This is a genomic window from Metabacillus litoralis (genome assembly GCF_020524045.1).
Lineage (GTDB): Bacteria > Bacillota > Bacilli > Bacillales > Bacillaceae > Metabacillus > Metabacillus litoralis_C.
Map to the genome: position 1 here is coordinate 71637 of NZ_JAIVKL010000009.1, position 25841 is coordinate 97477.

A 25841-nucleotide genomic window follows, 5' to 3' on the forward strand; every position below is an offset into this window, starting at 1 on the left:
TGGTATGAGAATTTTTTTCAAAAAATCAAATGTTGAATGCTCAGCAACAATAAAAGCGTGGATTCAGTTTAGTTGTGAATTCACGCTTTTATTGTGATTGAATTTTTGCAACTCTATACAGAGGCCCGATAGTTTTAAGTTAGCTTTTTAATCTTTTTGTTGGGAGCGTTGTTTAGAAGATCTACTTTTAAAAGAGCTTTCTTTATTTAATCTTCCATTAAGAGCACGGAGGTTTTTAACTGGTAGATTATTGTTGGGTGCTGCTTGTTCATTCCAATCTGACATTTTATTTTCACACCTCGTTTATTCTTCGACTTTTTTTCCGCGCATGAGTTTTTCGAATTCAACCATTGAAGGGTCAGTGACGATCGGATGATGAAACGGATTGCTTTCTTGTTGAAATTCATTCTCCTTATCCATTATAATTCCCATCGAAGTGCCGGCAGTTGATAATGAGTCATTTATAATTGATTCTCTTTTCCCATCTGGATGTGGTGTCACTTCAGAATTTTGGTTTCGTCTATCCACTATTTCATCTCCTTTTACAGGGTTCATCTTAAGATGAGTTAGTTTGAAGAAAAATATTCTCTATAAAAGTATTAGTGTATTAATTAGCCAAGGTTGTTCACGAAATTTTGTTGCTTTGACATTCTTGAAAAATACAGCACTGTATAAGTCTAGTGGCATCTTTTCTTCTGCTAGAAAAGTACCTTTTATGCGATAAAAAAGAATGTTTTAACAGATAATTAATTCAATTAGCACCAATCTTTCAGAAATAATATTAGCCAAAGAAGGAATATTGTAAAGGAGTATTAATTATGCTATTATATTTATTGACTAATTTCTAGCTGTTATTAGTTATTTAGAGAATTAACGCATGTTATGAAATGTAAATATATGATGAACTTATGATAATACGGTAAATGGAAGAAACTATTTTTATAGCTCGTCTATCCATGGCCTAACTTCTATATAGGGAGTTAGGCCTTTTTGTTTTTCCATAATTAGGTTTATCTTTTAAAAAAGAAAGGAAAATAGATATTACTTAGTATGTTCTTTCTGAATACCAAAATTACTACAAAATAGAATGATATATGAAAGGGGGAATTGTGTTTGAAAAAAATTGATAGCTACTACCAAGAAGACCTCCTCCTACTTAGTAGTTCGTTTAGTAAAATGCTCAAAAAAAAATTTGGTAAAGGCCCTGAAGCTTGCTTTATTACCTATCACTCAAATAAATTGCTTGTGCATATTCGAAATTTCGTTACTCCTGCTGAGGATGTTCTCGTAAAAAGTGATCAATTAAAATTAGCTTATTCATTTCGTACATCTGTAATGGAAATCGTTTTTAAAGAATTTCTGGAAGAAGCTTCAGAATTGTTAGGAATATCATTTGATTCATATTATGAAGATTGGAATTATGAAGATAATAGCGGACTGATTTTATTTGAGAACACTAGCTCATTGATGTGGGAAGAAACAAAGCTCAATCCGATTTGGAAGGATGAGATTTTTGATCAAGTGATACAAATCTGCTCTGAAATTCATAAAGTTCCAAATACACTTGAAATTGTTAAGATCAAACCTACGCTATATGTGATTGAATGTCAGCGGATTTTGTTAAAGGTTGAGAAAATTCTCTTTCAGAAAGGTCAGTTAAATATTATCCATGAACGATCTTTTGAAATTAGAAAATGTTATATGGAACAGAGAGAAACATTACAACATATATTTGGCTCGAAAATTGATCATTTGTATTTAATGTGGGATTATAAAAAAGATCGAAGTCTTTTATTTGTTCATCTTGCGTAGTTATAGCTAACTCACAATCTCTCTTTCATTTGTAAATTCCAATTTTATAGTAAAGGTAAAAGGAGTAAACCTTTATAAAAACCTCATTTACATTATTTCTATTTTTTACTATTATTAGATAAAGTAATATAATAGACAAGTAACTACTAATGTTTCTATGTAAATAAGTTTTTGAAAAAGTCATGATCCTTGAAACCTATCCTTATGCCAAAATAGCAGGAGTATCGTATTCATCTTGCTGTTTTGGCTTTTTATATAGTAATTATAGGAATGAAAATGAATAAAGGGTGTTCAAATGAAAAGGTCTGAGGAAAATTACATGAATCTAGCATATGAGTACTCATATTCATTAAAGATATTAAACAGTATAACATCACAAATAATGGAAGATATCAATATAACTTTGGGTAGTATTAGTGAATTGATACATGTAAAAGAGAATGAATTAAATATAGACCAAATAGAGACTTCATATCAAGATCTATTAACATTAAAACAACAAAGTATGGAGATCATTTGTAGCGAACATGTTGATAGGCAATTAATTATTAATATGATAGCAAGTATAGTATTGATTATATGTGAAATGATAAATAATTTAGAACAAGTGAAATCAGTCTTAAAAAGGATGAACATGACAAAAAGCGATAAGGTAATAATAAGTTATGAATTGGAATATTTGGATTTTTTATTAACAGAATTAATAAAGTAAGTAAATAACTGGGCAAATAATTAGGTATATTTCTACTGAAATATGCTTTTTTTGTGTTTTTAGTGGAATGATAGAACATACTAAGTTATCAATAGAAAATGACAGAGCATTAAATCATGACGAATCTACAGTATCATGTTAGAATAATTCAATATTTTTTACTTTGTGAGTATCAATTCAACAATTGCTTTTTTAAAAAAAGTTTGATTTTGTAAACTTTGTTAATTGTAGAATACTGTTGGAAACAACTCTGTATAAGTGTAGTGGCATCTCAAATCGTAGCTTTTAGGAGGTAAAACACTGGTTCCAACAAAAATAAAAACATCAATTCCAACAAACTTTCAGAAAAGAGTCTTATAAAAACACAGATAGTATAAAATATCCAAATTTCAGGAAAGATGTGCTTTTATTACAATCAATCAAGAATTTATGTTAAAGGTGGATTCATCATGGACCAGGATAAATTAAACTCAATTAGCAGCTTAACAAGTAAATTGCTAAGAAAAAATTTCGGTAAGGGTCCCAAGTCTTGTCAATCAACTATATGTAAACAGCACTTAGTTATTTATGTACAAGGGTTTATTTCACCAATGGAAGAAGTTTTGATACAGCAAGGACAACAAAAGCAGGTAGAAAAGGCGCGAGCTGTTATTATCGAACATGTGTTAGAGGAATTAAAGGGTATTATAAAAGTATCACTGGATCGTGAAGTGGAAGAGAGTTATCATGATTGGAACTTTCCTAATAATTCTGGCTTAATCTTTTTTGTTTTAAATGAAGAAATAGATCAATCATGTGATGATAACGGGATTTATTTAAAGAAACTAGAAAATGAAATAGCGAGAATTAGTGAGTTGGTTCAAAAAGTACCTAATTCAATAAGAGTTTTCCCTTTATCACAATCAATTTATTTAGTCGAACGGGAGGGGATTTTAATTCCGATTGAAAAAGCACTCATTGCAAAAGGGTTTGCTGAGGAGTTAAGGATAACAAAAGATGAATTAGAAAAAAGCTATTTCCATCGCTATGGAAACTTTGATGAAATTTTTAAGAACAGTATTAAGGATATCTTTATTGACTGGAACTTCAAAAAAGATAAATCATTAATGGCGTTTGTTTTTAATACGTAGTAGGTTTGATTATATATAAATTCTGTTTTCTTAAAATCTGTTACTTTTAACAACTCAAAATCCAGCACTTTACCAAGCATGGTGGCTTCTTTTCTTAAGATAATAGTACTTATTATGCAATAAGAACAATGTTTAAACTGCAATATGAGGGGAATTAACAACAATCTTTCAGAAAAGAGTCTAAATAAAAAAGGATAGATACAATCGTAGGCACGATTGTATCTATCCTTCCTCATGAGTTTTTAGTCTAAAATCACAATCTTAACTGTTTTACGTCCCCACTGAATAGCGCGAGCGCTTGAAGGCATTAAAACATCAATTTTGTGACCGATAATGGCTCCACCAGTATCACCAGCAATGGCTTCACCATAGCCTTCAACCCATACCTTTGATCCTAGTGGGATAACTCCTGGATCAACAGCAATTAGCTTCATATTAGGGTTCTTTTTAATATTATAACCTAAGTAGGTAACATCATTTTTAGTATCTTCATGGCTATAAGCAGTTGCTGTGACATACATTTCTTTCCCAGCTGTTTTGCCTGAAGTTGTTTTACTAGGTGTAGAAGGTTTTGGGGCAACCGCATGTTGAACAGTTGCTTCTGCTGCTTTTTTTGCTTTTGCTAGTTCAACGGCTCTTGCTTTAGCTGCAGCTTCTTCTTTTTTAATTTCAGCTGTAATCGAGTTTATTTGAGTTTGTATCTTTGATTTTTCTTGTTCTGCATTCGTTATTTCAGCTGCAATTTTTGTGTATTTATCCTGCATGGCAACAAGTGCTTGATTTCTTTTGAGGCGATTTTCCTCAAGGTTTGCTTTCTTTACTTCAAGATCAGCTTGTTGACTAATTAGCAGTTGTTCTTGTTTATCGATTTCTTTTTTATCTTCTTCAATTTGCTTTAAATCTGCTTCTTGTTCATCAAGAATTTTTTTATCGGCATTTAGTAGAGTACTAACGGCACCTATACGTTCGAAGAAGTTACCTACACTTTCTGAATTGATTAGTGTCTCAATAACTAGTGTTGTTTGATCACTATGTTGTAGAGCAACTAAACGTTTTTCCATGATCCCTTCACGAGCATAAACCTTGTCCTGTAGTAGAACAATTTCTTCTTTTTTCTGTTCAATCATTTGTTGAATATCAGTTATTTTAATTTCAACTTGAGCTAGACTTTCCTGGTTTTTTGTAATTTCAGCATCCATTGCTTGTATATTTTTTTGGATGTTATCAACTTCTAGATGAATGGACTGCTGTTCTTTTTCCTTTTGAAGAATGGTTTGTTGTTTTTGCTCTAGCTGTTCATTGGCACTATTTAAAGTGTTTTTAGTAGATTCAGCATTTGCCACGTGAGAAATAGAAATAGATAATAGTAGAACACTAAGTGTTGTGGCAAATATTCTCTTAAAAGCTCGCATAAAGCAACCCCTTTCTATACTTAAATAGTTATAACATAGAAAAGGGGTCTCTTAGGTTACAATTAGATTAAAGTTTTCGGTAATTTTTTCCTCTAAAGTTATTATCTATTATATTGCCATTCTCTTAAAGTATGATCAGTTGGTAATAAAAATGCTAGAAAACCGAGAAGTGGTAAAAATGCGACACTAATCATTGTAGGTGTTAACCCTACAATATCAATCAATCCTCCTAGTGCAACTGATCCAATTGCACCCATCCCAAAGGCAAGCCCAACGGTTAAACCAGACATTGTGCCAATTTTTCCTGGAACAAGCTCTTGCGCATAAACGACGGTAACAGAAAAGCTTGACATAAGAATGATCCCAATAAAAGCCAATACAACTAAAGAAACAGTAGGACCTGTAAAAGGTAGTAATAATGTGAGTGGAGCAGTTGCCAGTAAAGAAGTGATAATCACATTGCGTTTCCCAAAACGATCAGCTAAAGGACCACCAATAAATGTACCAACTGCACCCATTACTAAAAAGACGAAAATATACATCTGTGACTCTGCGATGGTTAAATTGAATTTTTCAATTGCGTAAAATGTGTAAAAGTTAGAGATAGCACTTCCGTACCAAGTACGAGCAAAAATAAGGAATATGATGATAAGAATGGCATTGCGAACACCTTTAGAAATAGCTGGTTGTTGTTGTTTCGTATTTGTTGGTTTTGTCACTATTGTGATTGGTGTTGTTGCTTGAATTTTTCTAGAATACCACCCAGCAATATAAAAAAGGAAAACAACTGCTACACCAGCTACAGCAGTAAACCAAATTGCGCCAAATTGACCTAAAGGAACAAGAATTAATGCAGTTATAATAGGTGCAAGTGCCTGACCGCTATTTCCTCCAACCTGATAAATTGATTGTGCAAGTCCCCGACGATTTCCAGCAGCTAAATAGGCAACACGTGAGCCTTCTGGATGAAAAATTGCTGAACCTAATCCAATAAAGATAACGGAAAGTAAAATTGTGATAAATGATGGGGCAAACGCTAAACCAAGTACACCAAGCATAGAGCTTGTTAATCCAATAGGTAATGCATATGGAATAGGTCGTTTGTCTGTATAAAGGCCAACAACAGGTTGCATAACAGATGAAACCATATTAAGTGAAAATCCAATCAGACCAAGCTGTGTAAAAGTTAACCCCATCGATTTTTCTAAAATTGGAAACATCGCTGGAATAACTGACTGAATACTGTCATTTAAAAGGTGACAAAAACCAATAATAAATAAAATATTATAAGCTGTTTTTGTTTGTTGTTCAGATGGTATGGATTGTTTTGAAATAGAAGCAGTTGACATGATTATTTCTCCCTATGATGTAATTGTTACTCGAATAGTAAAGACTCCAATATTTATATTATTGTCAGTCACCTGGATAAATTCAAGTTATATATCAATTGAATTTACGGTAAGCGATCAGATCAAATTAAAAGAATATCTTAATAAGTATAGGTAAATCTAAAGATAGAAAGGAGTTGTAAAGGTGTCAACGAAAAATCAATGGTTACTTAATATAGGTGTGGTACTTGTGTCATTTTTAACATTACCCGCATTAGGATTACGAAACTTAAAGAGATTTCTTCCAGCATCAATCCTTATTTTGCTGATTGAAATGCTTCATCAACGGTACGGAAAAAAACAAAGATGGTGGGTTTTTTATAATAAACCCAATTCATCTTTATTTGGGGAATTCCCTTTTCAACTTGGTCCTTTTTTAATGGTAGCATTGTGGACACTTAAACTGGCATACGGAAATTTTAATCGGTTTATTTTACTCAATTCATTAGCACATGCCTTTATTGCATTTCCATTCTCATTTTTGGCAAAGAAATTAAAGTACTATTCTTTAGTTCGTATGAACAATCTCCAATTTTTTCTTTATTTCTTATCTAAGGCACCTATATTATATGTGTTTCAAACCTTATTTTTGAAAATAAGAAGGAATTAATATTCGGTATGAGAACCTGGGCTTGCTAACCAACAATTGAGTCACTTAACTCATGACAACATTAGTAAAAGCTCCTTCTTGATTGGAGTCAGAGGCATAATAGGATGCTCCTTTAAAACATGTTCATGTGCCACTTTTCGAGCTAAATCATGCCTCTGAACGCTCTATGTGAAGATGTTATCGGAAGACGATTGGTATTATAAAATGTACTGATTTCTAAAATGAAGGCTATGTTAAAGTTTAAAGGTGATTTTTAGCGCTTTGTGATAGGAGTGGAAGACATGAAACTCCTGTGGGAGGACGTTTTTGATTGGGAGACCCACAGGCGCTTGTAATGGAAATCAACAACAAGTCTAACAGAGCCTAAAGATTAGTAACATGTGTTAAAGAAATCGTACTTTGCATTTTCAATTAGTGTGACTACCTCTAACTTTTACCCCAATTTACTATGTTCATAAAGTTCTTAACATTCCCATATGATTACATTAATTCTAACTCTATTCAAACAAGAAAGAATATATTGATTATTTAGACATTTAGAAGTAACCTTATAATATCATTCTTGAATAATGTTTAGTGAAGGGAGATTAGAATGATGAAATTACGTAGTGATATGATTAAAAAAGGCTTTGACCGTGCACCTCATCGTAGCTTACTTCGTGCTGCAGGTGTAAAAGAAGAGGATTTTGGTAAACCGTTTATTGCGGTTTGTAATTCATATATTGATATTGTACCTGGTCACGTACATTTACAAGAGTTTGGTAAAATCGTAAAAGATGCTATTCGTGAAGCTGGCGGAGTTCCGTTTGAGTTTAATACAATCGGTGTAGACGATGGGATTGCAATGGGCCATATTGGGATGCGCTATTCATTACCAAGTCGTGAAATCATTGCTGATTCAGTTGAAACAGTTGTATCTGCACACTGGTTTGATGGAATGGTGTGTATTCCTAACTGTGACAAAATCACTCCAGGTATGATGATGGCTGCATTACGTATTAACATTCCAACATTGTTTGTAAGTGGAGGCCCAATGAAGGCCGGTGTAACAAGTGATGGAAAGAAAATCTCGTTATCTTCTGTTTTTGAAGGAGTAGGTGCCTTTCAATCTGGTAATCTTGATGAAAAAGGTTTAACAGAGCTTGAGCAATTTGGTTGTCCAACTTGTGGATCATGCTCAGGTATGTTTACAGCAAACTCGATGAACTGTTTAGCAGAAGCACTTGGTTTAGCAATGCCTGGTAACGGAACAATTTTGGCTGTAGATCCAAAACGTAAAGAATTCGTTAGAGATTCTGCGAAACAATTAATGAATTTAATCAAAGATGACATTAAGCCAAGAGATATCGTTACAGAAAAAGCGATTGATAATGCATTTGCTCTTGATATGGCTCTAGGTGGCTCTACTAATACAGTTTTACACACATTAGCTTTAGCACATGAAGCTGAAATTGAGTACCCAATTCAACGGATAAATGAAGTAGCAGCTCGTGTGCCTCATTTATCAAAGCTAGCACCAGCATCAGATCATCATATTGAGGATTTACATGAAGCGGGTGGAGTATCAGCTGCACTGTATGAATTATCAAAAAAAGAAGGAGCTCTTCATCTTGATACATTAACAGTTACAGGCAAAACATTAGGTGAAAACATTGCCGGCTGTGAGATACAAGATTATGAAGTTATCCGACCTATTGATAATCCTCATACTGAAAAAGGTGGACTAGCTGTTTTATTCGGTAATCTTGCTCCTGATGGTGCGATTATTAAAACAGGTGGAGTGCAAAACGGAATTACGAGCCATGAAGGTCCAGCGATTGTATTTGAATCACAAGAAGAAGCGATCAGCGGTATTGCAAATGGAAAAGTAAAAGAAGGACATGTTGTGATTATCCGTTATGAAGGACCAAAAGGTGGTCCAGGTATGCCGGAAATGCTTTCTCCAACTTCAATGATTGTTGGTATGGGATTAGGACCAAAAGTAGCACTTGTGACTGACGGTCGTTTTTCAGGTGCATCTCGTGGTTTATCAATTGGACATGCTTCACCTGAAGCTGCTGAAGGAGGTCCACTTGCATTCGTTGAAAATGGAGATCACGTTGTTATCGATATCGAAAATCGCACAATGGATGTACAGGTAGCCCAGGAAGATTGGGAAAAACGTAAAGCAAGCTGGAAAGGCTTTGAGCCAAAAGTGAAAAAAGGATATTTAGCTCGTTATTCTAAGCTTGTTACATCAGCAAGTACAGGCGGAGTAATGAAGATCTAAGGTTTACTTATAGAAATATACCCATTCGAAACACATTTGATGGTTTCAGAGGCTAACTCGATAAAGTCGTGAAACAACGACTTTTTGAGTTAGCCTTTTTGCTTAGATAAGCGCTTGGACATTTCACTTCAGTGCCTCGTTGAGATCAAGGCAAACATCCATGACCGTTTGATTTTAATAGAGAACTAAGGCAGAAAGCAATCTAAATTAGGTTGCTTTTTTTTACTACAAAAAAATTTTGATTTTTAAAAATATTTATATTTACAAGTACAAGATCTTTACCTTATAATCCTCATAAGAATACTAGGGATTGAGGTATGTGGAAATGAATAAATTAATTATCTTTTCGATTATTGGATTTTTGGCACAGCTTGTTGATGGTTCATTAGGTATGGGATTTGGTGCAACGTCCGCTTCATTGTTATTAATGTTTGGTATTGCTCCTGCAGTTGCTTCAGCATCAATTCATATGGCGGAAATTGTTACTTCGGCAGCTTCAGGTGCATCACATTTGTGGTATAGAAATGTTGATAAAAATATATTGATTAAATTAACTATACCTGGAGCAATAAGTGCCTTTGTAGGAGCAGCATTTCTTAGCAACATTCCAGGTGATATAATCAAACCATTTATATCCATTTTCTTAATTATTTTAGGGTTTTATATCATCATCCGTTTCCTTTTCTTTAATCATGTGTCATCATCAATAAAGCAATCGCCAACCCTTTCGAAAAGATTTTTAACTCCACTTGGTATGATAGGTGGATTTTTCGATGCAGTAGGAGGTGGAGGGTGGGGACCTATTACGACTCCAATATTGATTGCTCGAAAAGGAATTTCACCTAAAAAGGTGATAGGGACAGTTAGCACAAGTGAATTCGCAGTTGCTGTTTCTGCTACACTAGGTTTTATATTATTTCTTGGTTTGGAACAATTAAATTGGCAATGGGTAATAGCTTTTATGATAGGTGGGGTAGTTGCAGCACCAATAGCAGCTTGGCTTGTACGTATCGTTCCTACTTACTTATTAGGAGTTTTAGTTGGTGGATTAATTATCCTTACCAATTCAATGACGATTATTAAATCACTCTCATTGTCAGTTTCATTGTCATTGTTCACCTATGCTTTAATTATTGTTCTATGGATGGTTTCAATCTGGTATCAAATAAAAAACAGAAAACGGTTTATTGCTGTTGAAGAATAAACTACACAACTGTTAAAACGACATCTTACTTATAAATTTAATAACATTTCTTCATAGAAAGATAGAACAAGCAAGAAAATGACATCTCCCATTGGATATTTATGTTAAAATATTATAAGGTTTTTATAAGAGAAACAATTAAAAAACAAATTAAAACTAAGATAAGTCATTTAATGATCATACTTAAAGGGGGTGCTTACATTATGGAGAATCACATAAGATTGTCTGGTACTTCTTCCACTCATGCAAAGCCTATTATTAGAAAGGCGATCCTTTGCATGGGGCGAATGATTTAATATGTATCGCTGAACGAACTTTTCTAATATTTTGGCTTTGCACCTTATTTTTCAAAATATAAATAAGGAGCGAGCAAAAGTGAAATATATGAATGCGAATAAAGTTTTACCAGGAAAGCTACTCATGGAAATTCAAAAATATGTCCAAGGTGAAACCATTTACATCCCCAAAACAGAAACACAGTATCAAAAGTGGGGAACTTCAAGTGGTGGACGACAGTTGCTTGATTTGCGTAATGCTACGATCCGAAATTCTTTTATAAGTGGCAGTAGTATTCAACAACTTGCTGAGGAATATCACCTTTCAACTGAAACAATTAAGAAAATTGTTTATACATCAAAAAAGTAAAAAACACTGGTGGAATTTTTCCATCAGTGTTTTTTTTGTAAAGGCTTATGTTATGTAAAAAACGTTTCTAACTCATTCTTTCCCTTTTAGAAACGAGTGATATTTCTTAAAATATGGATAAAGAAATATCATCAAAGTAATAGGAGAGACATGGGATGGTTGAAAAATTTATTAAAAATGAAGAATTGAATTTTATAAAAAAGCAAATTTTTTTAATTAAAGACAGCTCGAAAAAGAATGTACCCCAAAATGTCATGCATTCTGTAATAGACTTGGCTAATGCTAATATTTTGGCTCTCTTTCCAAAGGCTTCTGTTAATCAACAAGAGTTATTGGACCTATCAAGGCTTAAAACAGATGACGAATATGATCAATATCTCGAGCATCTTTCAAATTTTGTCCAGCCATTTCCAACAATCACTGAGCAGCAACTTAAAAAAATGTTTCCAAAAAATAAAAAGCTAAAGCTGCCAGATTTATCGAAAGTAGATCACACTCTGTTAACTTATTTAAGTTGGACTGATATAAGGTCAAATAAAAAATTCATTGTATATGAGTTGGAAGGAAAAATGGTTGGCATTGAATGTACATTTTCACCGAATAGCAAAAAAAATATATGTTCCTTCTGCAATAGTTTTGGTGAGGTTTCCTTCTTTTCTGTTGTAACAAAAGCGAAAAATTCGAAGAATCCTGACTATTATAAGTCAATTGGAAACCTTATTTGTAAAGATAGCAGTGAATGCAATAAAAAAATAACCAATGTTGATTATTTAAGAACAGTTATAAAAGATTCACTAGGAAGATAAAGTCATTTTAAAGGAGATTTTTAAGATTCAATGAAGAGTTGAAAGAGGAAGAGGAGTACATCTAACTTAACGTGAGTGATTGTTAATGTAATTATTAGTTCGTTCCATTGCGCTACAGACACTCGCTTTCCTCTACCTCCCGTAGGTGCCCTAGTGTCTTCCGCTCCATTCCACTAGCTCTTAAAATAGTTTACAAAATCAATAATCTATTGAAGACAGCAAATAAAAACCCGAATTATTAGGCAAATGATTAATTGAAATAATCACCTAATAATTCGGGTTTAACATTAGCTTAACTACTTATGTCCCAGCCTCTTCAATAAATAAATTCGGAAATTGATTTTTACAAAACGTATTACGACTTCCCAAGAACCCATTTGCTTTTCATAAACATTGCATAAGCAACAACGAAAGTAATAATGATGAATACAATTGAGCTTCCTACTACGAGGAGAATACTAGTCACATCATAAATGCCATAAATCAATTGCTTAATAAGCGCATAAATGTTTAAGAAAGGAATCATGAAGTGTGTTGAATTTAGTTCTGTTACTGATACGCCAATTAGTACAAAGTAAGGAACCATCGCTAAAGTAGTAATTGGTGAAATATAATTTTGTGCTTCTTTTAAGTTGTTTGCTAAAAGGCTAATGATCATCTGGATGCTTGAGATGAGTAGTGCAAAGAAAATAATTCCGACTAATAAACTTACTGTGAAAAAGCCAATATTTTTATCTAATTGTAGAGCGTCAGCAAGACGTTCTGTAAATAAATTAACGCCAACAATAAATGTGATACAAGAGAAGATCCCGCTTATCATACTTAATGTGGAAATCGTCATCCATTTACCTACAATGATATGAAAGCGATTGACTGGTGTCATTAACAAAGCTTCCATTGTTTTTCGTTCCTTTTCACCAGCAAATAAATCATTTGCTGCAGGTAAACCTCCCATTAATACTGCCAAAACAATAATTAATTGTGCGAATATAGAGATCATATAAAGGGACATATCGTCGCCTTCGCTAATACTTTCTATGTTGATTTGAAATGGTTCAATTGTTAATGGATCAATATTGTTATCAGCTAAACGCTGAGCTATATAGTCTTGCTTTTTAATTGTTAATACATTCGAAATCAAGTCTTGAGTTGTTCCTCCTTTTGTACTTGTCGGATCTGCTAAAACACGAATGCTTGGCATTTGGTTGTTTTCTAACTTGTTAATAAAATCAGCATCTGCGATAAAGGCAACAAGAGCTTCTCCATCTTTAACTACTTTAACAGGATCTTCAACAAGCTCAACCTCAAGCTCCTTCAATTCCTGTAACCAGCTAATGACTACTGGATCTGAGTTACTATCAACTGCAACCGTTACTTGCTCCACTTGATCATTCATCATTACGTTTTCTAAGAAAAACAATAAACCAACATTGAATAAAATCGGTAATAATACACTTAGAAAAATGGTTTTACGATCACGTACAGAATCTTTTAGCTCTTTAATGAATACCTGCCATGTCATGATAAATTCCCCCTAACAATACGAGACATAAAGATATAATTTAAATCATCACTTTCTTCTTGACGATATAATTCTTCAGTTGAGCCATTATAGATCATTTCTCCTTTATGGATCATAATGATCGACTCACAAAGCTGTTTCACTTCCTCCATAATGTGACTGGAGAAAATGATTGTTTTTCCTTCTTTACGAAGCTGATGAATGAGTTCACGAAACATATTTGCTGACGTAATATCTAACCCTGTTGTTGGTTCATCTAATAAGATAATCTCTGGATTGTGAATAAGGGTTCTAGCAATGGTGACCTTTTGGCGCATTCCTTTTGAAAAGCCTCCGACTCTACGGTCCAAGTAATCTTTCATTCCAAAACGAACAGCTAAATAGTCAATTCTCGTTTTTGTTTCATGTTTGCTTATTCCATGAAGCTTAGCAAAATAACTAAGGTTTTCACGAGCAGTCAATCTGTCATAAAGACCTGTTTCACTTCCAAATAACACACCAATTCTTCCTTTTATTTTCATAGGCTCTTGATGAATATTAATTCCATCTATGAAAATATTACCTGCTGAAGGCTCTAATATAGTTGATATCATTCTTAACAATGTTGTTTTCCCAGCGCCATTTTCTCCTAAAAGACCAACAACCTCACCTTTTTTGATTTGAAACGAAACATCTTTCACTGCTTCAATTGTCTTCTTTTTATCTTGAAAGGATCTTGAAACATGTTGAATATCAATCATCCTAATTCCTCCTTTTAGTTTGCTTCTGAATTAATCATAAGTAATTTTTGGTATGAAAACACCGAAGTTGTCGTGAAACATCCTTTTTTTGTCGCGAAAATGCCAAATAGGATCATGAACATGATAGAATATTGGTAAATTATTCAATGGAATGAGTGCGAAGGTATGATAAAGATCGGGATTGTAGATGATCAGAAATATGATTTAGAAAAGCTTCACATTTCGCTCGAAAAGGAACCTCATATTCATATTGTTTTTTCGACGAACAGTTCTGAGGAAGCATATAAATTAATAAAAGAACAAAACATTGATCTGCTTATTACAGATATTGAGATGCCAAATTTATCTGGATATGAATTAGCAGATTTCATTCACAGCTATGCGATGGCCATTAAAGTTATTTTTGTTACAGGACATAGTGGGTACGCAGTTCATGCATTTGAACTTGATGTGCTCGACTACATAATGAAGCCCTACTCAAAAGAGCGTTTATTAAAGGGAATAAATCGTCTTCAAAAAAATACAGAGGTGCTTGATAAAACAAAGCTCGTCTTAAAAAACAAATCTGAAATTTTTTTCATAGATAAAAAGAAAATTATATATATAGAAAGAACAGGCAGATCTACAACGATTTATACAGATGAAGGTGAGTATTCAACATATCAAACGTTAAATGAGTTGGAGGTTGAATTATTAGGCTCACATTTTGTTCGTTCACATAGAGGGTTTATTATTAATATTCACTTTGTGAAGAATTTTTCTTTATATACAAAAAATTCATATACTGTGCATTTTCAAGGGACGAAAAACACAGCTATTATTACAAAAGCTCATCTTGATAAACTTCAAGATCAGTTTTATAACTAGGGGAATGGAAAAGTGAAGCATAATCTTTCATTTGTTTTTATCATACTGAGTCATTTACTTGCTATAAGTAAAGTTATATACGATCAATCATTACTAATGACATCATTATTTTTAATTACCTATTTTGCTTTGTTCATTTTTCTTCGCAAAGATATAAAGTTACTTGCTGATTCTTTTTCATCATTATATGTGAAGAAGAAATTAAGTTTTTCTTTTCTCACACAATTGATTTTTTTGGTGATTATTATGACAACAACGCAAATCACTTCGCAAATTTTAGCGTTAGTAGGAATAATCGTATGTGAAGTTACGCGAATGAAACAACTACCAGTAAAAATAAGTGAAAAAAATGCAAATAAACATTTAATTGCCAAGATTGAAGAAATGGACCAGCATTTTCTAAAGATCAGAGCACAACGACACGACTTTCTAAAGCATGTTCATGTGTTAGATCATTTACTTCAGAAAGATACAAATGCCAAAGCACAACAGTATTTTAATGAGCTATTAAGTGAGTATGAGGAAGTGAATAGTACGATAAAAGGGGAAGAACTGCATGTTTCCTCGCTTCTGATGAGACAAAAAATAATAGCAGAACGCAATGGGGTAAACATTGCATATCGTTTAGATACACCTATTTCATTCATCCCAATGAGTATGACAGCACAAGTACAATTGATAACGAATTTGCTAGAAAATGCGATAGAAGCAGCAATGAGCTATCAATCTCGTTTCGGTCAGTCAACGGTTATTCTTGAAACAGAAACACATGGCGGAATTTATTTATTAAAGCTTACAAATAGTGCATTTTTTGATGATAAAAAACAGTTAGATACACTTTTTGAACAATTTGGTCACACAACGAAAAAAGGAAATCATCAAGGTATTGGAACATATATTATTAAAAATTTAGTTGAAAATCATCGTGGAAGGCTTAATTTTCACTATGATAAAGATAAACTGACAATTAAGATTAAATTACCTATAGTAAAGAGCGCTGCGAACTAGGGTTTCGGTGTATATTCCACTCTGTGACAGTTTAGGTGATTTTTATTAAGGCTGTTTTCACAAACTTTGTTGCTTATAAATACCCGAAGAAATCAGCATTATATTAAGTCAAGTTGCATTTTTTCTTCATAAAACAGTAGCCTTTATGCGATAATACACTGTTTCTCCTACATATTTTTGTAACATATGAGCTTTAACTAAAACCACAAAAAACAACAAATTGAAATCTTAATACCCTGTTGTTTTTTGTGTTTTTAGTAGCTTGTCTACGCAAAATTTGATACAAACAGCTAATAAAATATAAATGGGGAAAGAATAAAAATGAGACCAATGAATTGGTAAATAGATATCTAAATAAGTAGCGATGGGTTCCATTACAAATGAAAAAACAGCGGATAAACAAAAAGTAGCTAAAATATAGATCTTCCAAGTATGAAAAAATTGATAAAGAAGCATCAAAAAAATCGTTATCATCAAATCAATCGTAACAATTCTTGGTCCCCAAGGTAAAATCATTTTTGGGTATTCCCAAAGCTGCATCTCTCCCCCTAATGTGTCTAAAATTGACACGATACTAAACGTGATAAATCCAAATAAAAAGATGCTTACCAATCTTGTTTTATCAAGAATTACTAACCACACTAAAAATAAAATGATAAAAGATATAAGAAGAAACCACCATTGTGGTGTAAAGACAACCTCGGTTTCCCAATATTCCCAACGCATGATTGACAGTTCTTTCTGTTTTTCCATGATTTCTGTTATTTTTAAGTTCATTCGTTTACCTCAATGGAAATTTTTATTTTTTATTATGTGGAATTGTGAGGAATTTATGATTGAAGGAAATAAAAAAAGACGGGTATACTAACCCGCCCTACAAATAAGAAATTAACCAACCACCAATTGCACCAGTTAAAACAATAATCCATGGTGGAAGCTTCCAAAATACTAGCATACTAAAAAGAATCGCTGCAAAGGCAAAGTCGATAGCATCTAAGATAGAGCTGGTCCAAATAGGATGATAAAAAGCAGCAATTAAAATTCCTACAACTGCAGCATTCACACCCATAAGTGCTCCTTTAACTTTCGCGTTGCTTCTAAGTTGATGCCAAAAAGGTAATGTCCCTAATATGAGTAAAAATGCTGGGAGGAAAATTGCCAAAGTCGCGAGCAGTCCTCCTTGCCAGCCGTTAATGACAGCCCCTATATAAGCAGCAAATGTAAACAAAGGACCCGGAACTGCTTGTGCTGCACCATAACCTGTTAGAAATTGCTCTTCTGTTAACAAGCCAGTTGGAACAAATTCTCGCTCTAATAAAGGTAATACAACATGACCTCCACCAAATACAAGTGAGCCAGATCGATAAAAACTATCAAAAAGCGCAATCCAACTAATAGATGTAGCTTGGTTAATTATAGGTAACACAATAAGTAAACCAAAGAAAAGTGTTAAACAAATAACGGCAAATCTACGTGAGATTGGAAAGGATAAAGAAGACGGATTATCCTCTTTTTGTTGTTTGAACATTAGAAAACCTAAAAAACCAGAAAGGAGAATAATAGCTATTTGTGTGTAAGCTGTTTGCCAAAGTAGTGTTCCAACTAAAGCTAGTAAAGCAATCGCTTTTCTTTTTAAATCGGGTGTTAATTTTTGAGCCATTCCTAAAATAGCGTGAGCAACTACTGCAACTGCAACAATTTTTAGACCGTGTAACCAACCGGCATCTGCAACATCAAGTCCTTGTAAAATGATTGCAAATACTATAAGCGCTATGACAGATGGAAGGGTAAATCCAATAAAAGAAGTAATCCCACCTAATACTCCAGCTCTCATCACACCTATACCGATTCCAACCTGGCTACTAGCTGGGCCAGGAAGGAACTGACATAGCGCCACCAAATCAGCATAGCTTTTCTCATCCATCCATTTTCTTCTTCTAACATATTCTTCATGGAAATAACCTAAATGAGCAACAGGTCCACCAAATGAAGTGAAGCCGAGCCTTGTTGAAACAATGAGTATTTCTAGTAAAGTCTTGAACACTGAGTTGTTTTTGTTCATTTTCGGTCTCCTTTATTCATTGATTTCTTTAAATAGTTCATATGCTTTTTTTCTAGCTTCCCCTAAAATGGAAATTCCTTTTTCTGTTATGGAATAGTACTTTCTAATTTTTCCCTCAACATTTTTGTCTTCTCTCATTAAAAGACCATCTGCTTCCATTGTGTGAAGAATAGGGTATAGAGTACCCGCGCTTAAGTTATAGCCATGTTCCTTAAGTTCATCAAGCATCCACACTCCAAAAATTGGTTGTTCCTTTGCATGATGAAGGATATGAATGTGAATAAATCCAAGAAAAAGCTTTCGTAAAACTTTATCTTCCAATATATATCCCTCCTAAATACCTTTATCGAAAATCAATAACGAATTTCGATATCATAGGTACAAAATTATCACAGAATGATTAGTGGAAGCAAGGTGTTTGAGTGTTTTTACAAAATTGTAATAAAGTTTTTATTTTAAATATCTTTTAGGTGTAAAAATGCTAATTAGTATTAGAACAAGCAATCGTGGGTAATCGTGTATAACTTTAGAAAAATAAGGTGAACCTAAATATATGAAATCAAATCAAAAATTACTTTATAAAGCACGTACACAAGGAATCATAAAGTTTATGTTAGGGATTTATCTTCTTACATTTTCAGTAGGAACCATTACCTTTTATTTAAGAGAAGAGTTAACACAACAAAATTTCCGTTTTTTCACAAAAACAAGTCTGCTCTATCTTATTTTTTGTTTTCTTTTGTACTTGGCAATTAAAAGTCAAAGATTAATACTAAAAGAAGATCATTTGATTCTTACCATTTTTGGATGGACCCGTTATAAAATATCGGTTTATGACATCGAGAAGTGCGAGTTTGGAAAATTAAATGGAGAAATTGTTATACATATCACGTTAAACAAAAAAATAAAATGTGCTTTTCCATATTATCCGTTTCAAAAAGCATGGGAAGAAATAAGCGATTTATTAAAAGAAAAAAACAAAAGCATCCAGATTTACTTTTAAACAAAGTCTTAGAAGGGCTTTGTTTTTTTCGTTCTTTCACAAGGATTTGCGATCTTGATATGCAGACTAACGTGAATTTTAATTGAAACTTTAGGTTGTATTTTTCAAAATATGTGAGTTCCTTCTTGATTTGATGTATGTACTACGAAAATCTCTTATTTATTGGTCATGTATAAGTAACCAAGCCTGATTGATTAAACTACTAGTTAACTAGCATTGATTTTTTGACAATTGAAGCAGAAATATTGGGGCAATTAATCTTATTTTCCACTCACGCATTGATGAAGCCCAAAAGTGTGAGAATTTGTTGTGAAAAGGTCGTCATCCCCGTTATAAAGGACTTAAGTGAGGGAATGAGTGATTGAAAAGTCCGTCATCGCCGTTATGAAGGACAAAAGCAAGTACAAGTCCGATTGAAAAGTCCGTCATCTACCAGATGAAGGACAAAAGCAAGCGCAAGTCCGATTAAAAAGTCCGTCATCGCCCAGATGAAGGACAAAAGCAAGTGCAAGCCAGATTGAAAAGTCCGTCATCGCCGTTATGAAGGACAAAAGCAAGCGCAAGTCCGATTAAAAAGTCCGTCATCGCCGTTATGAAGGACAAAAGCAAGCGCAAGCCCGGTTAAAAAGTCCGTCATCACCGCTATGAAGGACAAAAGCAAGCGCAAGCCCGGTTAAAAAGTCCGTCATCGCCGTTATGAAGGACAAAAGCAAGCGCAAGCCCGGTTAAAAAGTCCGTCATCATCGCTATGAAGGACAAAAGCAAGTGCAAGCCGATTGAAAAGTCCGTCATCACCACTGAAGGACAAAAGCGTGAGAATGAGTAAGTATAAAGGTCGTCATCGCTGTTATGAAGCCCAAAAGTTAGAAATGAGAATATGCAAAGGTGTCATAATGCATTTCGAATGCCCTTAAACGATAATTTGTGCAGAGTAATGTTCATAAATATAAGTATTAACAAAACCGAAATGAAAACCAAGCATTATTTCACATGATCATTATTCAAAGCAACATTTCATCACCACATTTGTAAGAAGTTCATCTCACTAGATAAGTCATTAAAACATCTGTATAGTAAAATTTAGGAATCAATAAATAGGAGCTGATACATTTTGTATACATATAAGGAGTATAAAGAAGGCGAGTTAACGGTTGTTGAGTTGAGTAATCATAATAGCTGGTTAAAGGTAGTACCAGAGCGTGGTGGTATTATTACTAGTCTTGGTTTTGCAGAAGAAGAACTTTTATTTTTAAATGAGGAAACACTGCATGATAAGGAAAAAAATATTCGTGGTGGCATTCCTATTTTGTTCCCGATTTCGGGTCAGCTTACTAATGGCGAATATGAATGGGAAGGGCAAATATATCAAATGGAAAATCATGGCTTTGCCCGAGATTTGCCGTGGGAGGTTGTGACAACAGATGTAGCGGAGAATGAGGCTTCGATTACATTAAAACTAGAAAGTAATAAAGAAACATTAAGCAGCTATCCGTTTGAATTCTCTGTTTTATATACATATAAATTACGCCCCAACGAATTAATAATTGAACAATTCTATGAAAATCATTCAACATCAGATATGCCGATATATCCTGGCTTTCATCCGTATTTTAAGACAAAATCCAAACAGTTGAAAATTACTGCAGATAGTGATGAATATCTTGATTATAATGATTTATTGGTCAAGAAATATGAAAATGTTATTAATGTTGACCAAAAAGAAGCATATGTATTGAAGAGTAAAGCTGGTCATGTCGAATTTTTACTTGAAGAGTTAAATAAACAAGTGAAGCTTCAGTATGATGATGAGTTTTCATATATTGTTTTATGGTCTGAGGAGGGTCAAGAATTTGTTTGTGTTGAGCCTTGGATGGCGAAAACAGATGAATTGAATCGTAAAGAGGAATTAACAATGATCAATCCTGGAAAAACACTACATACAAAGGTTAGCATTTCAATATAATTGTTTATTGTTGTTTTTTGCAAGGGGGACACATATATGCTTAAGTTTCGTTCTTATCTTACTCCATACCGAGTGTCTGTTTCAATTGCACTAATTTTAATGTTAACAGAATTAGCTGTTGAGCTTGCACTTCCATTGTTAATGGCAAAGATAATTGATGAGGGAATACTACAAGAAGATCTTTCTCTTGTTATGAAATGGGGAGGGATCATGGTTGGGTTGTCTTTCCTTGCCTTTGCTTCTGGTATGATCAACTCATTTTATGCCGCACATGTTAGCCAAAGCTTTGGCTTTGATATAAGGAAGGACATATTTGTGAAGGTACAAAGTTTTTCATTTGAAAGCTTAGCGAAATTTCCAGCTGCCTCTCTTGTGACGAGAATGACAAATGATATTACGCAGCTGCAGAACACGCTTTTTATGGGACTTAGAATTATGTTAAGAGCACCTCTTTTAGTTTTAGGGTCCGTAGTTATGTCGTTCTTTGTTAATCCTGTGTTAGCAAGTATATTTGCTATTGTTATTCCGCTGGTTATTGTTTTTCTTATTATGATCATGAAGCGAGGAAGTAAACTATTTCAAATTGTTCAAGCTAAGCTGGATACAGTCAATGATGTGCTTAGGGAAAATTTGATTGGTATGAAATTAATTAAAGCTTATGTAAGAAGAAATCATGAAATAAACCGTTTTTCAGAATCAACGAATTCGTTGAAAAATGCAACAGTTACTGGTTTGCGGATGATCGAAGCATCTATGCCAATTTTGTTATTTGTAATGAATATTGCAATATTATTTATTTTATGGAATGGGCAAACACAGGTAATGAACGGAAATGCCCAAGTAGGGGAAGTTGTTGCCATCGTTAATTATGGATTAAGAACAACAGCAGCTTTATCAATGTTTTCGTTTATTGTTATGTTCCTATCGCGGTCTCGTGCTTCTTCTCTAAGAATATCAGAGGTTTTAGATACGAAGGAGAAAGTTGAAATAGAAGGAACACAGAATGGCTTTCAACGTGGAGAAATAGTATTTGAGGATGTTTCTTTTTCCTATCCTGATGTTGATGAGCTAGTGTTAAAGAATGTATCATTTACTATTACTGCAGGAGAAACGGTTGCTGTAATGGGTGGGACGGGTTCAGGTAAATCTTCTTTATTTCAATTGATTCCAAGACTTTATGAAGTGGACTCTGGAAAAATATATATCGATCATCATGATATAACGTCTATTGATTTAGCTGTTTTACGAAATCAAATTGGATATGTACCACAAGAAGCTGTTTTATTTTCCGGTACGGTAAAGGAAAATATTGAATGGGGAAAATCGGATGCGTCAATGGGTGAAATTGAAAGAGCTGCAAAAGCTGCACAAATTGAGGAAACAATCCAGAAGCTTCCTGACAAATATGAAACGAGAATAGGGCAAAAAGGTGTGAATTTATCAGGTGGACAAAAGCAGCGTCTTTCTATAGCTAGAGCTTTAGTTCGAAAACCTAAACTTTTACTATTGGATGATAGTACGAGTGCCTTGGACGTCAAAACGGAAAAGAGTCTATTAAAGGCATTAGAAGGATATTCTTCAACAACCTTAGTTATTACACAGAAAATATCTACTGCACAGCAGGTAGATCGAATTTTCCTATTAGATGATGGAGAACTGATTGCAGAAGGAAGTCATGAAGAATTGCGGAAGATATCTCCTCTATATGAAAAAATCTTTCAATCTCAAATGGAGGAGGAAGCAAATGTTCAAAGAGCTAATTAGTCCTTTTAAATATGAAAGAATAGGAAATAAAGATAAAAGTTCTCCTTCAAAAAAGAAGCAAAAGATAAGTTTTAAAGAGGCTTTTATAACATTAAAGAAATTGTGGAACTATTTATCGAATAAGCGTCTTTTATTCACAATGGTTTTGATTATGGTTGTGGTAAGTTCGGTTTTAGGCTTATTAGGTCCATATTTAATTGGAACAACGATCGATGAATATTTCGTCACAAAAGACGAACAAGGCTTACTTTTTGTGTTAGGAGTATTAGTTCTTGTTTTCGTTTTTTATTCGTTATCACTTTTTTTGCAAAATTATTGGATGATAGGTATTGCTCAATATACAGTTAACAAAATGCGTGAGGATTTATTTCAGCATTTACATCAGCTGCCTATTTCCTTTTTTGATAAAAGACAGCATGGAGAATTAATGAGCCGTGTAACGAACGATATTGAAAATGTTAGTTCTACATTAAATAGCTCAGTGATTCAAGTTGTTTCAAGTGTACTGACATTAGTTGGGACCATTACTGTGATGCTTCTGCTAAGTCCGCTTTTAACTGCGATCACCTTAATCATTGTGCCATTAATGGTGTTGGGATTGAAATGGATCACAAGTAGAACTGGGATATTATTTAAACAACAGCAGCAGCATATTGGTGAATTAAATGGTTATATTGAAGAAATCGTTTCTGGGCAAAAATTAATTAAAGCATACTCTCAGGAAGACCGAGTGATTGACACGTTTACTGAGAAAAGTAATAAGCTTAAATTATCAGGATTCTGGGCACAAACCATTACGGGCTTTATTCCTAAAGTGATGAATATGTTAAACAACCTTAGCTTTGCTGTTATAGCTGGTGTGGGTGGTATTCTTGCTTTAAATGGATTAGTAACAATTGGGATGATTGTGATTTTTGCTGAATATGCGAGACAATTCACGCGTCCATTGAATGATTTGGCCAATCAATTTAATACGTTATTATCAGCCATAGCTGGTGCTGAACGAGTATTTGATATTCTCGATGAACAAGAAGAGGAAAAATCATACTCGAAAAATGATCTATCCTCTATAGATGGTAAAGTTGTTTTTTTAGATGTTTCTTTTTCATATGAAGAAGGAGAAGAAAAACAGACAATTGAACATGTGAGCTTTACGGCTCAAGCGGGTGAGACGATCGCTTTAGTCGGACCTACTGGCGCAGGGAAAACAACATTAATTAATCTTATCTCAAGGTTTTATGAAACAAATCAAGGTTTCATTTCTATTGATGGAATAGACATTAAAGAAGTTAGCCGTGATAGTTTACGAAAACAAATGGCTTTTGTTTTACAGGATACCTTCTTATTTCATGGAACGATTATGGAAAATATCAGATATGGTAGATTAGATGCTTCTGATGAGGATGTGGAGAAAGCAGCTAGTTTTGCAAATGCCGATTACTTTATCCGAAAGCTACCCAATCAATATCAAACAGAAATCAATCATGATGGAAATGGCATTAGCCATGGACAAAAACAGTTACTCGCAATCGCAAGAGCTATGCTTGCTAATCCGAGAATCCTCATTCTAGATGAAGCAACTAGTAGTATTGATACGATAACAGAGCTAAAAATTCAAGAAGCATTAGCGCGATTGATGGAAGGGCGAACAACCTTTGTCATCGCCCATCGCCTAAACACGATCCGAAACGCAGATCAAATTCTAGTACTAAAAGACGGCAAAATCCTTGAAAAAGGAACACACGAAGAACTCGTGGATATAAAAGGATACTACGCGGGAATGGTAGGCTAGGTGCCTGTCACGCCCCGGGTTTTGTAGAAATATGTCAGAGAATAGGGTCAGATCCTGAAAGGGGGTCTGACCCCTTTTTTAAAAAAGATAAGAAAGGATAAAATTCTGCACGTAGTTTTGGTGTCTAGCTCCAGCGCCTAGCCCCTCGAGGTCATAAGCCAATTAGGAATTGAAGGTAAAGAGCACCTTCTATTCCTAATCGTCTTATGCTTGTCGGGGCTGACCAAGGCGCTTACGCTTTTCTTATTTACAAGAAGTAAACGCTAGATTTACAAATTAATACAATTTCTTCATATTAGCTTAAAGTTTTGATAGTAAGATGATAGTAATGAAGGACAAGTGAATAAATAGTAGGTTGTGAAAATGAGAAACCATAAAAAGAAATAGGCGTATTACGAAAACGTAGCTCCTGTGTTTTTTTATGGTTTTTTGTTTTGGTTATTATGACTAATCACAGCTTAAGCTTTTACTAGAATTAGTAAGGAAGTGAATAAGTGTGGATATTCAGGATGTTCAAAAGGAATTTACAAAACGATTAAGTGAAGATCGCTTAATCTCCTCTATTAAAGACCCAAAAAGCTTAGATCAATTTTTAGAATCTAGCATACAATCTGCTTTTCTTTTAACAGGAAATATTAGTGTGATCAAACGTTATGTTGATTTGCTAAAAAAACATAATCGGTTCGTCTTTTTACATATTGAAAAAATCCCTGGCATTAGTTATGACCGTGAAGGACTCAAGTTTATTGCAAAATACGTAAAGCCAACTGGCATTGTTACGACTAAAAGCACACTGATCCAGCTTGCTAAAAAAGAAGGGTTGTTAACAATTCAACGATTATTTTTAGTTGATACAGATGCGGTGAAAAATGGCCTTCAGACAGTTAATGATATTCAGCCACATGCACTTGAAATTATGCCAGCACTAATTCCTGAAATGATTGGAAAGCTTAAAAAAGAAACAAATCTCCCAATTATTACAGGAGGTTTAATAAGAAATCAGCAGCACATAGATTGTGCACTTGATAGTGGTGCAATTGCTGTTTCAACCGGAAAACCATGGCTTTGGAAAGTGCAAGTGTGTGAAAGTAGCACAAAATCCTAAGTAAGTTTCTAAGCGTTATACGAAAAA

Annotated in this window: 24 protein-coding genes; 15 read left to right on the forward strand and 9 right to left on the reverse strand. The window is 33.9% G+C overall.

Translation table 11 applies throughout. The features are described 5' to 3' along the window. Positions 1–147 precede the first annotated feature (147 nt). Positions 148–285, reverse strand: a complete 138-nt coding sequence (locus LC076_RS14995) for a hypothetical protein (RefSeq protein WP_226669917.1) — start codon at positions 283–285, stop codon at positions 148–150. A gap of 18 nt (positions 286–303) precedes the next feature. Continuing rightward, a complete protein-coding gene (locus LC076_RS15000) occupies positions 304–528 on the reverse strand; it encodes a hypothetical protein (protein WP_226669918.1) in 225 nt (74 codons plus the stop codon). A 585-nt stretch (positions 529–1113) separates the two neighbouring features. Between LC076_RS15000 and LC076_RS15005 the strand changes: the two genes are divergently transcribed. From LC076_RS15005 to LC076_RS15015, 3 genes are all read left to right on the forward strand, one after another. After that, positions 1114–1812, forward strand: coding sequence for a Na-translocating system protein MpsC family protein (locus LC076_RS15005; RefSeq protein WP_226669919.1), 699 nt, complete (start codon positions 1114–1116; stop codon positions 1810–1812). A 295-nt stretch (positions 1813–2107) separates the two neighbouring features. After that, complete coding sequence (locus LC076_RS15010; RefSeq protein ID WP_226669920.1) at positions 2108–2524, forward strand: hypothetical protein; 417 nt, start codon at positions 2108–2110, stop codon at positions 2522–2524. A gap of 449 nt (positions 2525–2973) precedes the next feature. Next, positions 2974–3654 carry a Na-translocating system protein MpsC family protein gene (locus LC076_RS15015; protein WP_226669921.1) on the forward strand — a complete coding sequence of 227 codons (681 nt, stop codon included), beginning with the start codon at positions 2974–2976 and terminating at the stop codon, positions 3652–3654. A gap of 242 nt (positions 3655–3896) precedes the next feature. Here LC076_RS15015 and LC076_RS15020 read toward each other — a convergent pair whose 3' ends face one another. Then, a complete protein-coding gene (locus tag LC076_RS15020) occupies positions 3897–5066 on the reverse strand; it encodes a 3D domain-containing protein (protein WP_226669922.1) in 1170 nt (389 codons plus the stop codon). 101 nt (positions 5067–5167) lie between these two features. Continuing rightward, positions 5168–6415, reverse strand: coding sequence for an MFS transporter (locus LC076_RS15025; RefSeq protein WP_226669923.1), 1248 nt, complete (start codon positions 6413–6415; stop codon positions 5168–5170). 184 nt (positions 6416–6599) lie between these two features. On the opposite strand from LC076_RS15025, the gene LC076_RS15030 reads away from it, so the two are divergent. The 5 genes from LC076_RS15030 to LC076_RS15050 all read left to right on the forward strand — a co-directional run bounded on the left by LC076_RS15030 (position 6600) and on the right by LC076_RS15050 (position 11988). Continuing rightward, on the forward strand, positions 6600–7064 hold the full coding sequence (locus LC076_RS15030) for a hypothetical protein (protein ID WP_226669924.1): 465 nt from the start codon (positions 6600–6602) through the stop codon (positions 7062–7064). Between the two features lie 592 nt (positions 7065–7656). After that, positions 7657–9333, forward strand: a complete 1677-nt coding sequence (ilvD, locus tag LC076_RS15035) for a dihydroxy-acid dehydratase (RefSeq protein WP_226669925.1) — start codon at positions 7657–7659, stop codon at positions 9331–9333. A 325-nt stretch (positions 9334–9658) separates the two neighbouring features. Further along, positions 9659–10537, forward strand: coding sequence for a sulfite exporter TauE/SafE family protein (locus tag LC076_RS15040; RefSeq protein WP_226669926.1), 879 nt, complete (start codon positions 9659–9661; stop codon positions 10535–10537). A 354-nt stretch (positions 10538–10891) separates the two neighbouring features. Beyond that, positions 10892–11182, forward strand: a complete 291-nt coding sequence (locus LC076_RS15045) for a CD3324 family protein (RefSeq protein ID WP_413465996.1) — start codon at positions 10892–10894, stop codon at positions 11180–11182. Positions 11183–11337: 155 nt separating this feature from the next. After that, positions 11338–11988 carry a FusB/FusC family EF-G-binding protein gene (locus LC076_RS15050; protein WP_226669928.1) on the forward strand — a complete coding sequence of 217 codons (651 nt, stop codon included), beginning with the start codon at positions 11338–11340 and terminating at the stop codon, positions 11986–11988. A gap of 355 nt (positions 11989–12343) precedes the next feature. Here LC076_RS15050 and LC076_RS15055 read toward each other — a convergent pair whose 3' ends face one another. Both LC076_RS15055 and LC076_RS15060 read right to left on the reverse strand, forming a co-directional pair. Beyond that, complete coding sequence (locus LC076_RS15055) at positions 12344–13510, reverse strand: ABC transporter permease (RefSeq protein WP_226669929.1); 1167 nt, start codon at positions 13508–13510, stop codon at positions 12344–12346. Next, on the reverse strand, positions 13507–14250 hold the full coding sequence (locus LC076_RS15060; RefSeq protein WP_226669930.1) for an ATP-binding cassette domain-containing protein: 744 nt from the start codon (positions 14248–14250) through the stop codon (positions 13507–13509). Before LC076_RS15060 ends, LC076_RS15055 begins: the two co-directional genes overlap by 4 nt. A 165-nt stretch (positions 14251–14415) precedes the next feature. On the opposite strand from LC076_RS15060, the gene LC076_RS15065 reads away from it, so the two are divergent. Next, positions 14416–15117, forward strand: a complete 702-nt coding sequence (locus LC076_RS15065; RefSeq protein ID WP_226669931.1) for a LytR/AlgR family response regulator transcription factor — start codon at positions 14416–14418, stop codon at positions 15115–15117. A gap of 12 nt (positions 15118–15129) precedes the next feature. After that, entirely contained in the window at positions 15130–16125 is a 996-nt protein-coding gene (locus tag LC076_RS24395) for a sensor histidine kinase (RefSeq protein WP_226669932.1), read from the forward strand. A gap of 228 nt (positions 16126–16353) precedes the next feature. Here LC076_RS24395 and LC076_RS15075 read toward each other — a convergent pair whose 3' ends face one another. From LC076_RS15075 to LC076_RS15085, 3 genes are all read right to left on the reverse strand, one after another. Further along, complete coding sequence (locus LC076_RS15075; RefSeq protein WP_226669933.1) at positions 16354–16902, reverse strand: CBO0543 family protein; 549 nt, start codon at positions 16900–16902, stop codon at positions 16354–16356. 97 nt (positions 16903–16999) lie between these two features. Beyond that, positions 17000–18187, reverse strand: a complete 1188-nt coding sequence (locus tag LC076_RS15080) for a chromate transporter (RefSeq protein ID WP_226669934.1) — start codon at positions 18185–18187, stop codon at positions 17000–17002. A 12-nt stretch (positions 18188–18199) separates the two neighbouring features. After that, the gene (locus LC076_RS15085; RefSeq protein WP_146949947.1) at positions 18200–18508 is read right to left on the reverse strand and encodes a PadR family transcriptional regulator; all 309 of its coding nucleotides are present in this window, start codon (positions 18506–18508) and stop codon (positions 18200–18202) included. Positions 18509–18740: 232 nt separating this feature from the next. Between LC076_RS15085 and LC076_RS15090 the strand changes: the two genes are divergently transcribed. From LC076_RS15090 to LC076_RS15110, 5 genes are all read left to right on the forward strand, one after another. Beyond that, a complete protein-coding gene (locus tag LC076_RS15090; protein WP_226669935.1) occupies positions 18741–19190 on the forward strand; it encodes an EbsA family protein in 450 nt (149 codons plus the stop codon). Positions 19191–20301: 1111 nt separating this feature from the next. After that, positions 20302–21153 carry an aldose epimerase gene (locus tag LC076_RS15095; RefSeq protein WP_226669936.1) on the forward strand — a complete coding sequence of 284 codons (852 nt, stop codon included), beginning with the start codon at positions 20302–20304 and terminating at the stop codon, positions 21151–21153. A gap of 36 nt (positions 21154–21189) precedes the next feature. After that, the gene (locus LC076_RS15100; protein WP_226669937.1) at positions 21190–22917 is read left to right on the forward strand and encodes an ABC transporter ATP-binding protein; all 1728 of its coding nucleotides are present in this window, start codon (positions 21190–21192) and stop codon (positions 22915–22917) included. Next, on the forward strand, positions 22898–24709 hold the full coding sequence (locus LC076_RS15105) for an ABC transporter ATP-binding protein (RefSeq protein ID WP_226669938.1): 1812 nt from the start codon (positions 22898–22900) through the stop codon (positions 24707–24709). Before LC076_RS15100 ends, LC076_RS15105 begins: the two co-directional genes overlap by 20 nt. 496 nt (positions 24710–25205) lie before the next feature. Further along, the gene (locus LC076_RS15110) at positions 25206–25814 is read left to right on the forward strand and encodes a glycerol-3-phosphate responsive antiterminator (protein ID WP_226669939.1); all 609 of its coding nucleotides are present in this window, start codon (positions 25206–25208) and stop codon (positions 25812–25814) included. Positions 25815–25841 lie beyond the last annotated feature (27 nt).

Excerpts from the sequence above, each read along its gene's own strand:
- LC076_RS14995 (WP_226669917.1), bottom strand. The coding sequence starts at position 285 with ATGTCAGATTGGAATGAACAAGCAGCACCCAACAATAATCTACCAGTT.
- LC076_RS15010 (WP_226669920.1), top strand. The coding sequence starts at position 2,108 with ATGAAAAGGTCTGAGGAAAATTACATGAATCTAGCATATGAGTACTCA.
- LC076_RS15015 (WP_226669921.1), top strand. The coding sequence starts at position 2,974 with ATGGACCAGGATAAATTAAACTCAATTAGCAGCTTAACAAGTAAATTG.
- LC076_RS15020 (WP_226669922.1), bottom strand. The coding sequence starts at position 5,066 with ATGCGAGCTTTTAAGAGAATATTTGCCACAACACTTAGTGTTCTACTA.
- LC076_RS15025 (WP_226669923.1), bottom strand. The coding sequence starts at position 6,415 with ATGTCAACTGCTTCTATTTCAAAACAATCCATACCATCTGAACAACAA.
- ilvD (WP_226669925.1), top strand. The coding sequence starts at position 7,657 with ATGATGAAATTACGTAGTGATATGATTAAAAAAGGCTTTGACCGTGCA.
- LC076_RS15040 (WP_226669926.1), top strand. The coding sequence starts at position 9,659 with ATGAATAAATTAATTATCTTTTCGATTATTGGATTTTTGGCACAGCTT.
- LC076_RS15050 (WP_226669928.1), top strand. The coding sequence starts at position 11,338 with ATGGTTGAAAAATTTATTAAAAATGAAGAATTGAATTTTATAAAAAAG.
- LC076_RS15055 (WP_226669929.1), bottom strand. The coding sequence starts at position 13,510 with ATGACATGGCAGGTATTCATTAAAGAGCTAAAAGATTCTGTACGTGAT.
- LC076_RS15060 (WP_226669930.1), bottom strand. The coding sequence starts at position 14,250 with ATGATTGATATTCAACATGTTTCAAGATCCTTTCAAGATAAAAAGAAG.
- LC076_RS15065 (WP_226669931.1), top strand. The coding sequence starts at position 14,416 with ATGATAAAGATCGGGATTGTAGATGATCAGAAATATGATTTAGAAAAG.
- LC076_RS15075 (WP_226669933.1), bottom strand. The coding sequence starts at position 16,902 with ATGAACTTAAAAATAACAGAAATCATGGAAAAACAGAAAGAACTGTCA.
- LC076_RS15080 (WP_226669934.1), bottom strand. The coding sequence starts at position 18,187 with ATGAACAAAAACAACTCAGTGTTCAAGACTTTACTAGAAATACTCATT.
- LC076_RS15090 (WP_226669935.1), top strand. The coding sequence starts at position 18,741 with ATGAAATCAAATCAAAAATTACTTTATAAAGCACGTACACAAGGAATC.
- LC076_RS15100 (WP_226669937.1), top strand. The coding sequence starts at position 21,190 with ATGCTTAAGTTTCGTTCTTATCTTACTCCATACCGAGTGTCTGTTTCA.
- LC076_RS15105 (WP_226669938.1), top strand. The coding sequence starts at position 22,898 with ATGTTCAAAGAGCTAATTAGTCCTTTTAAATATGAAAGAATAGGAAAT.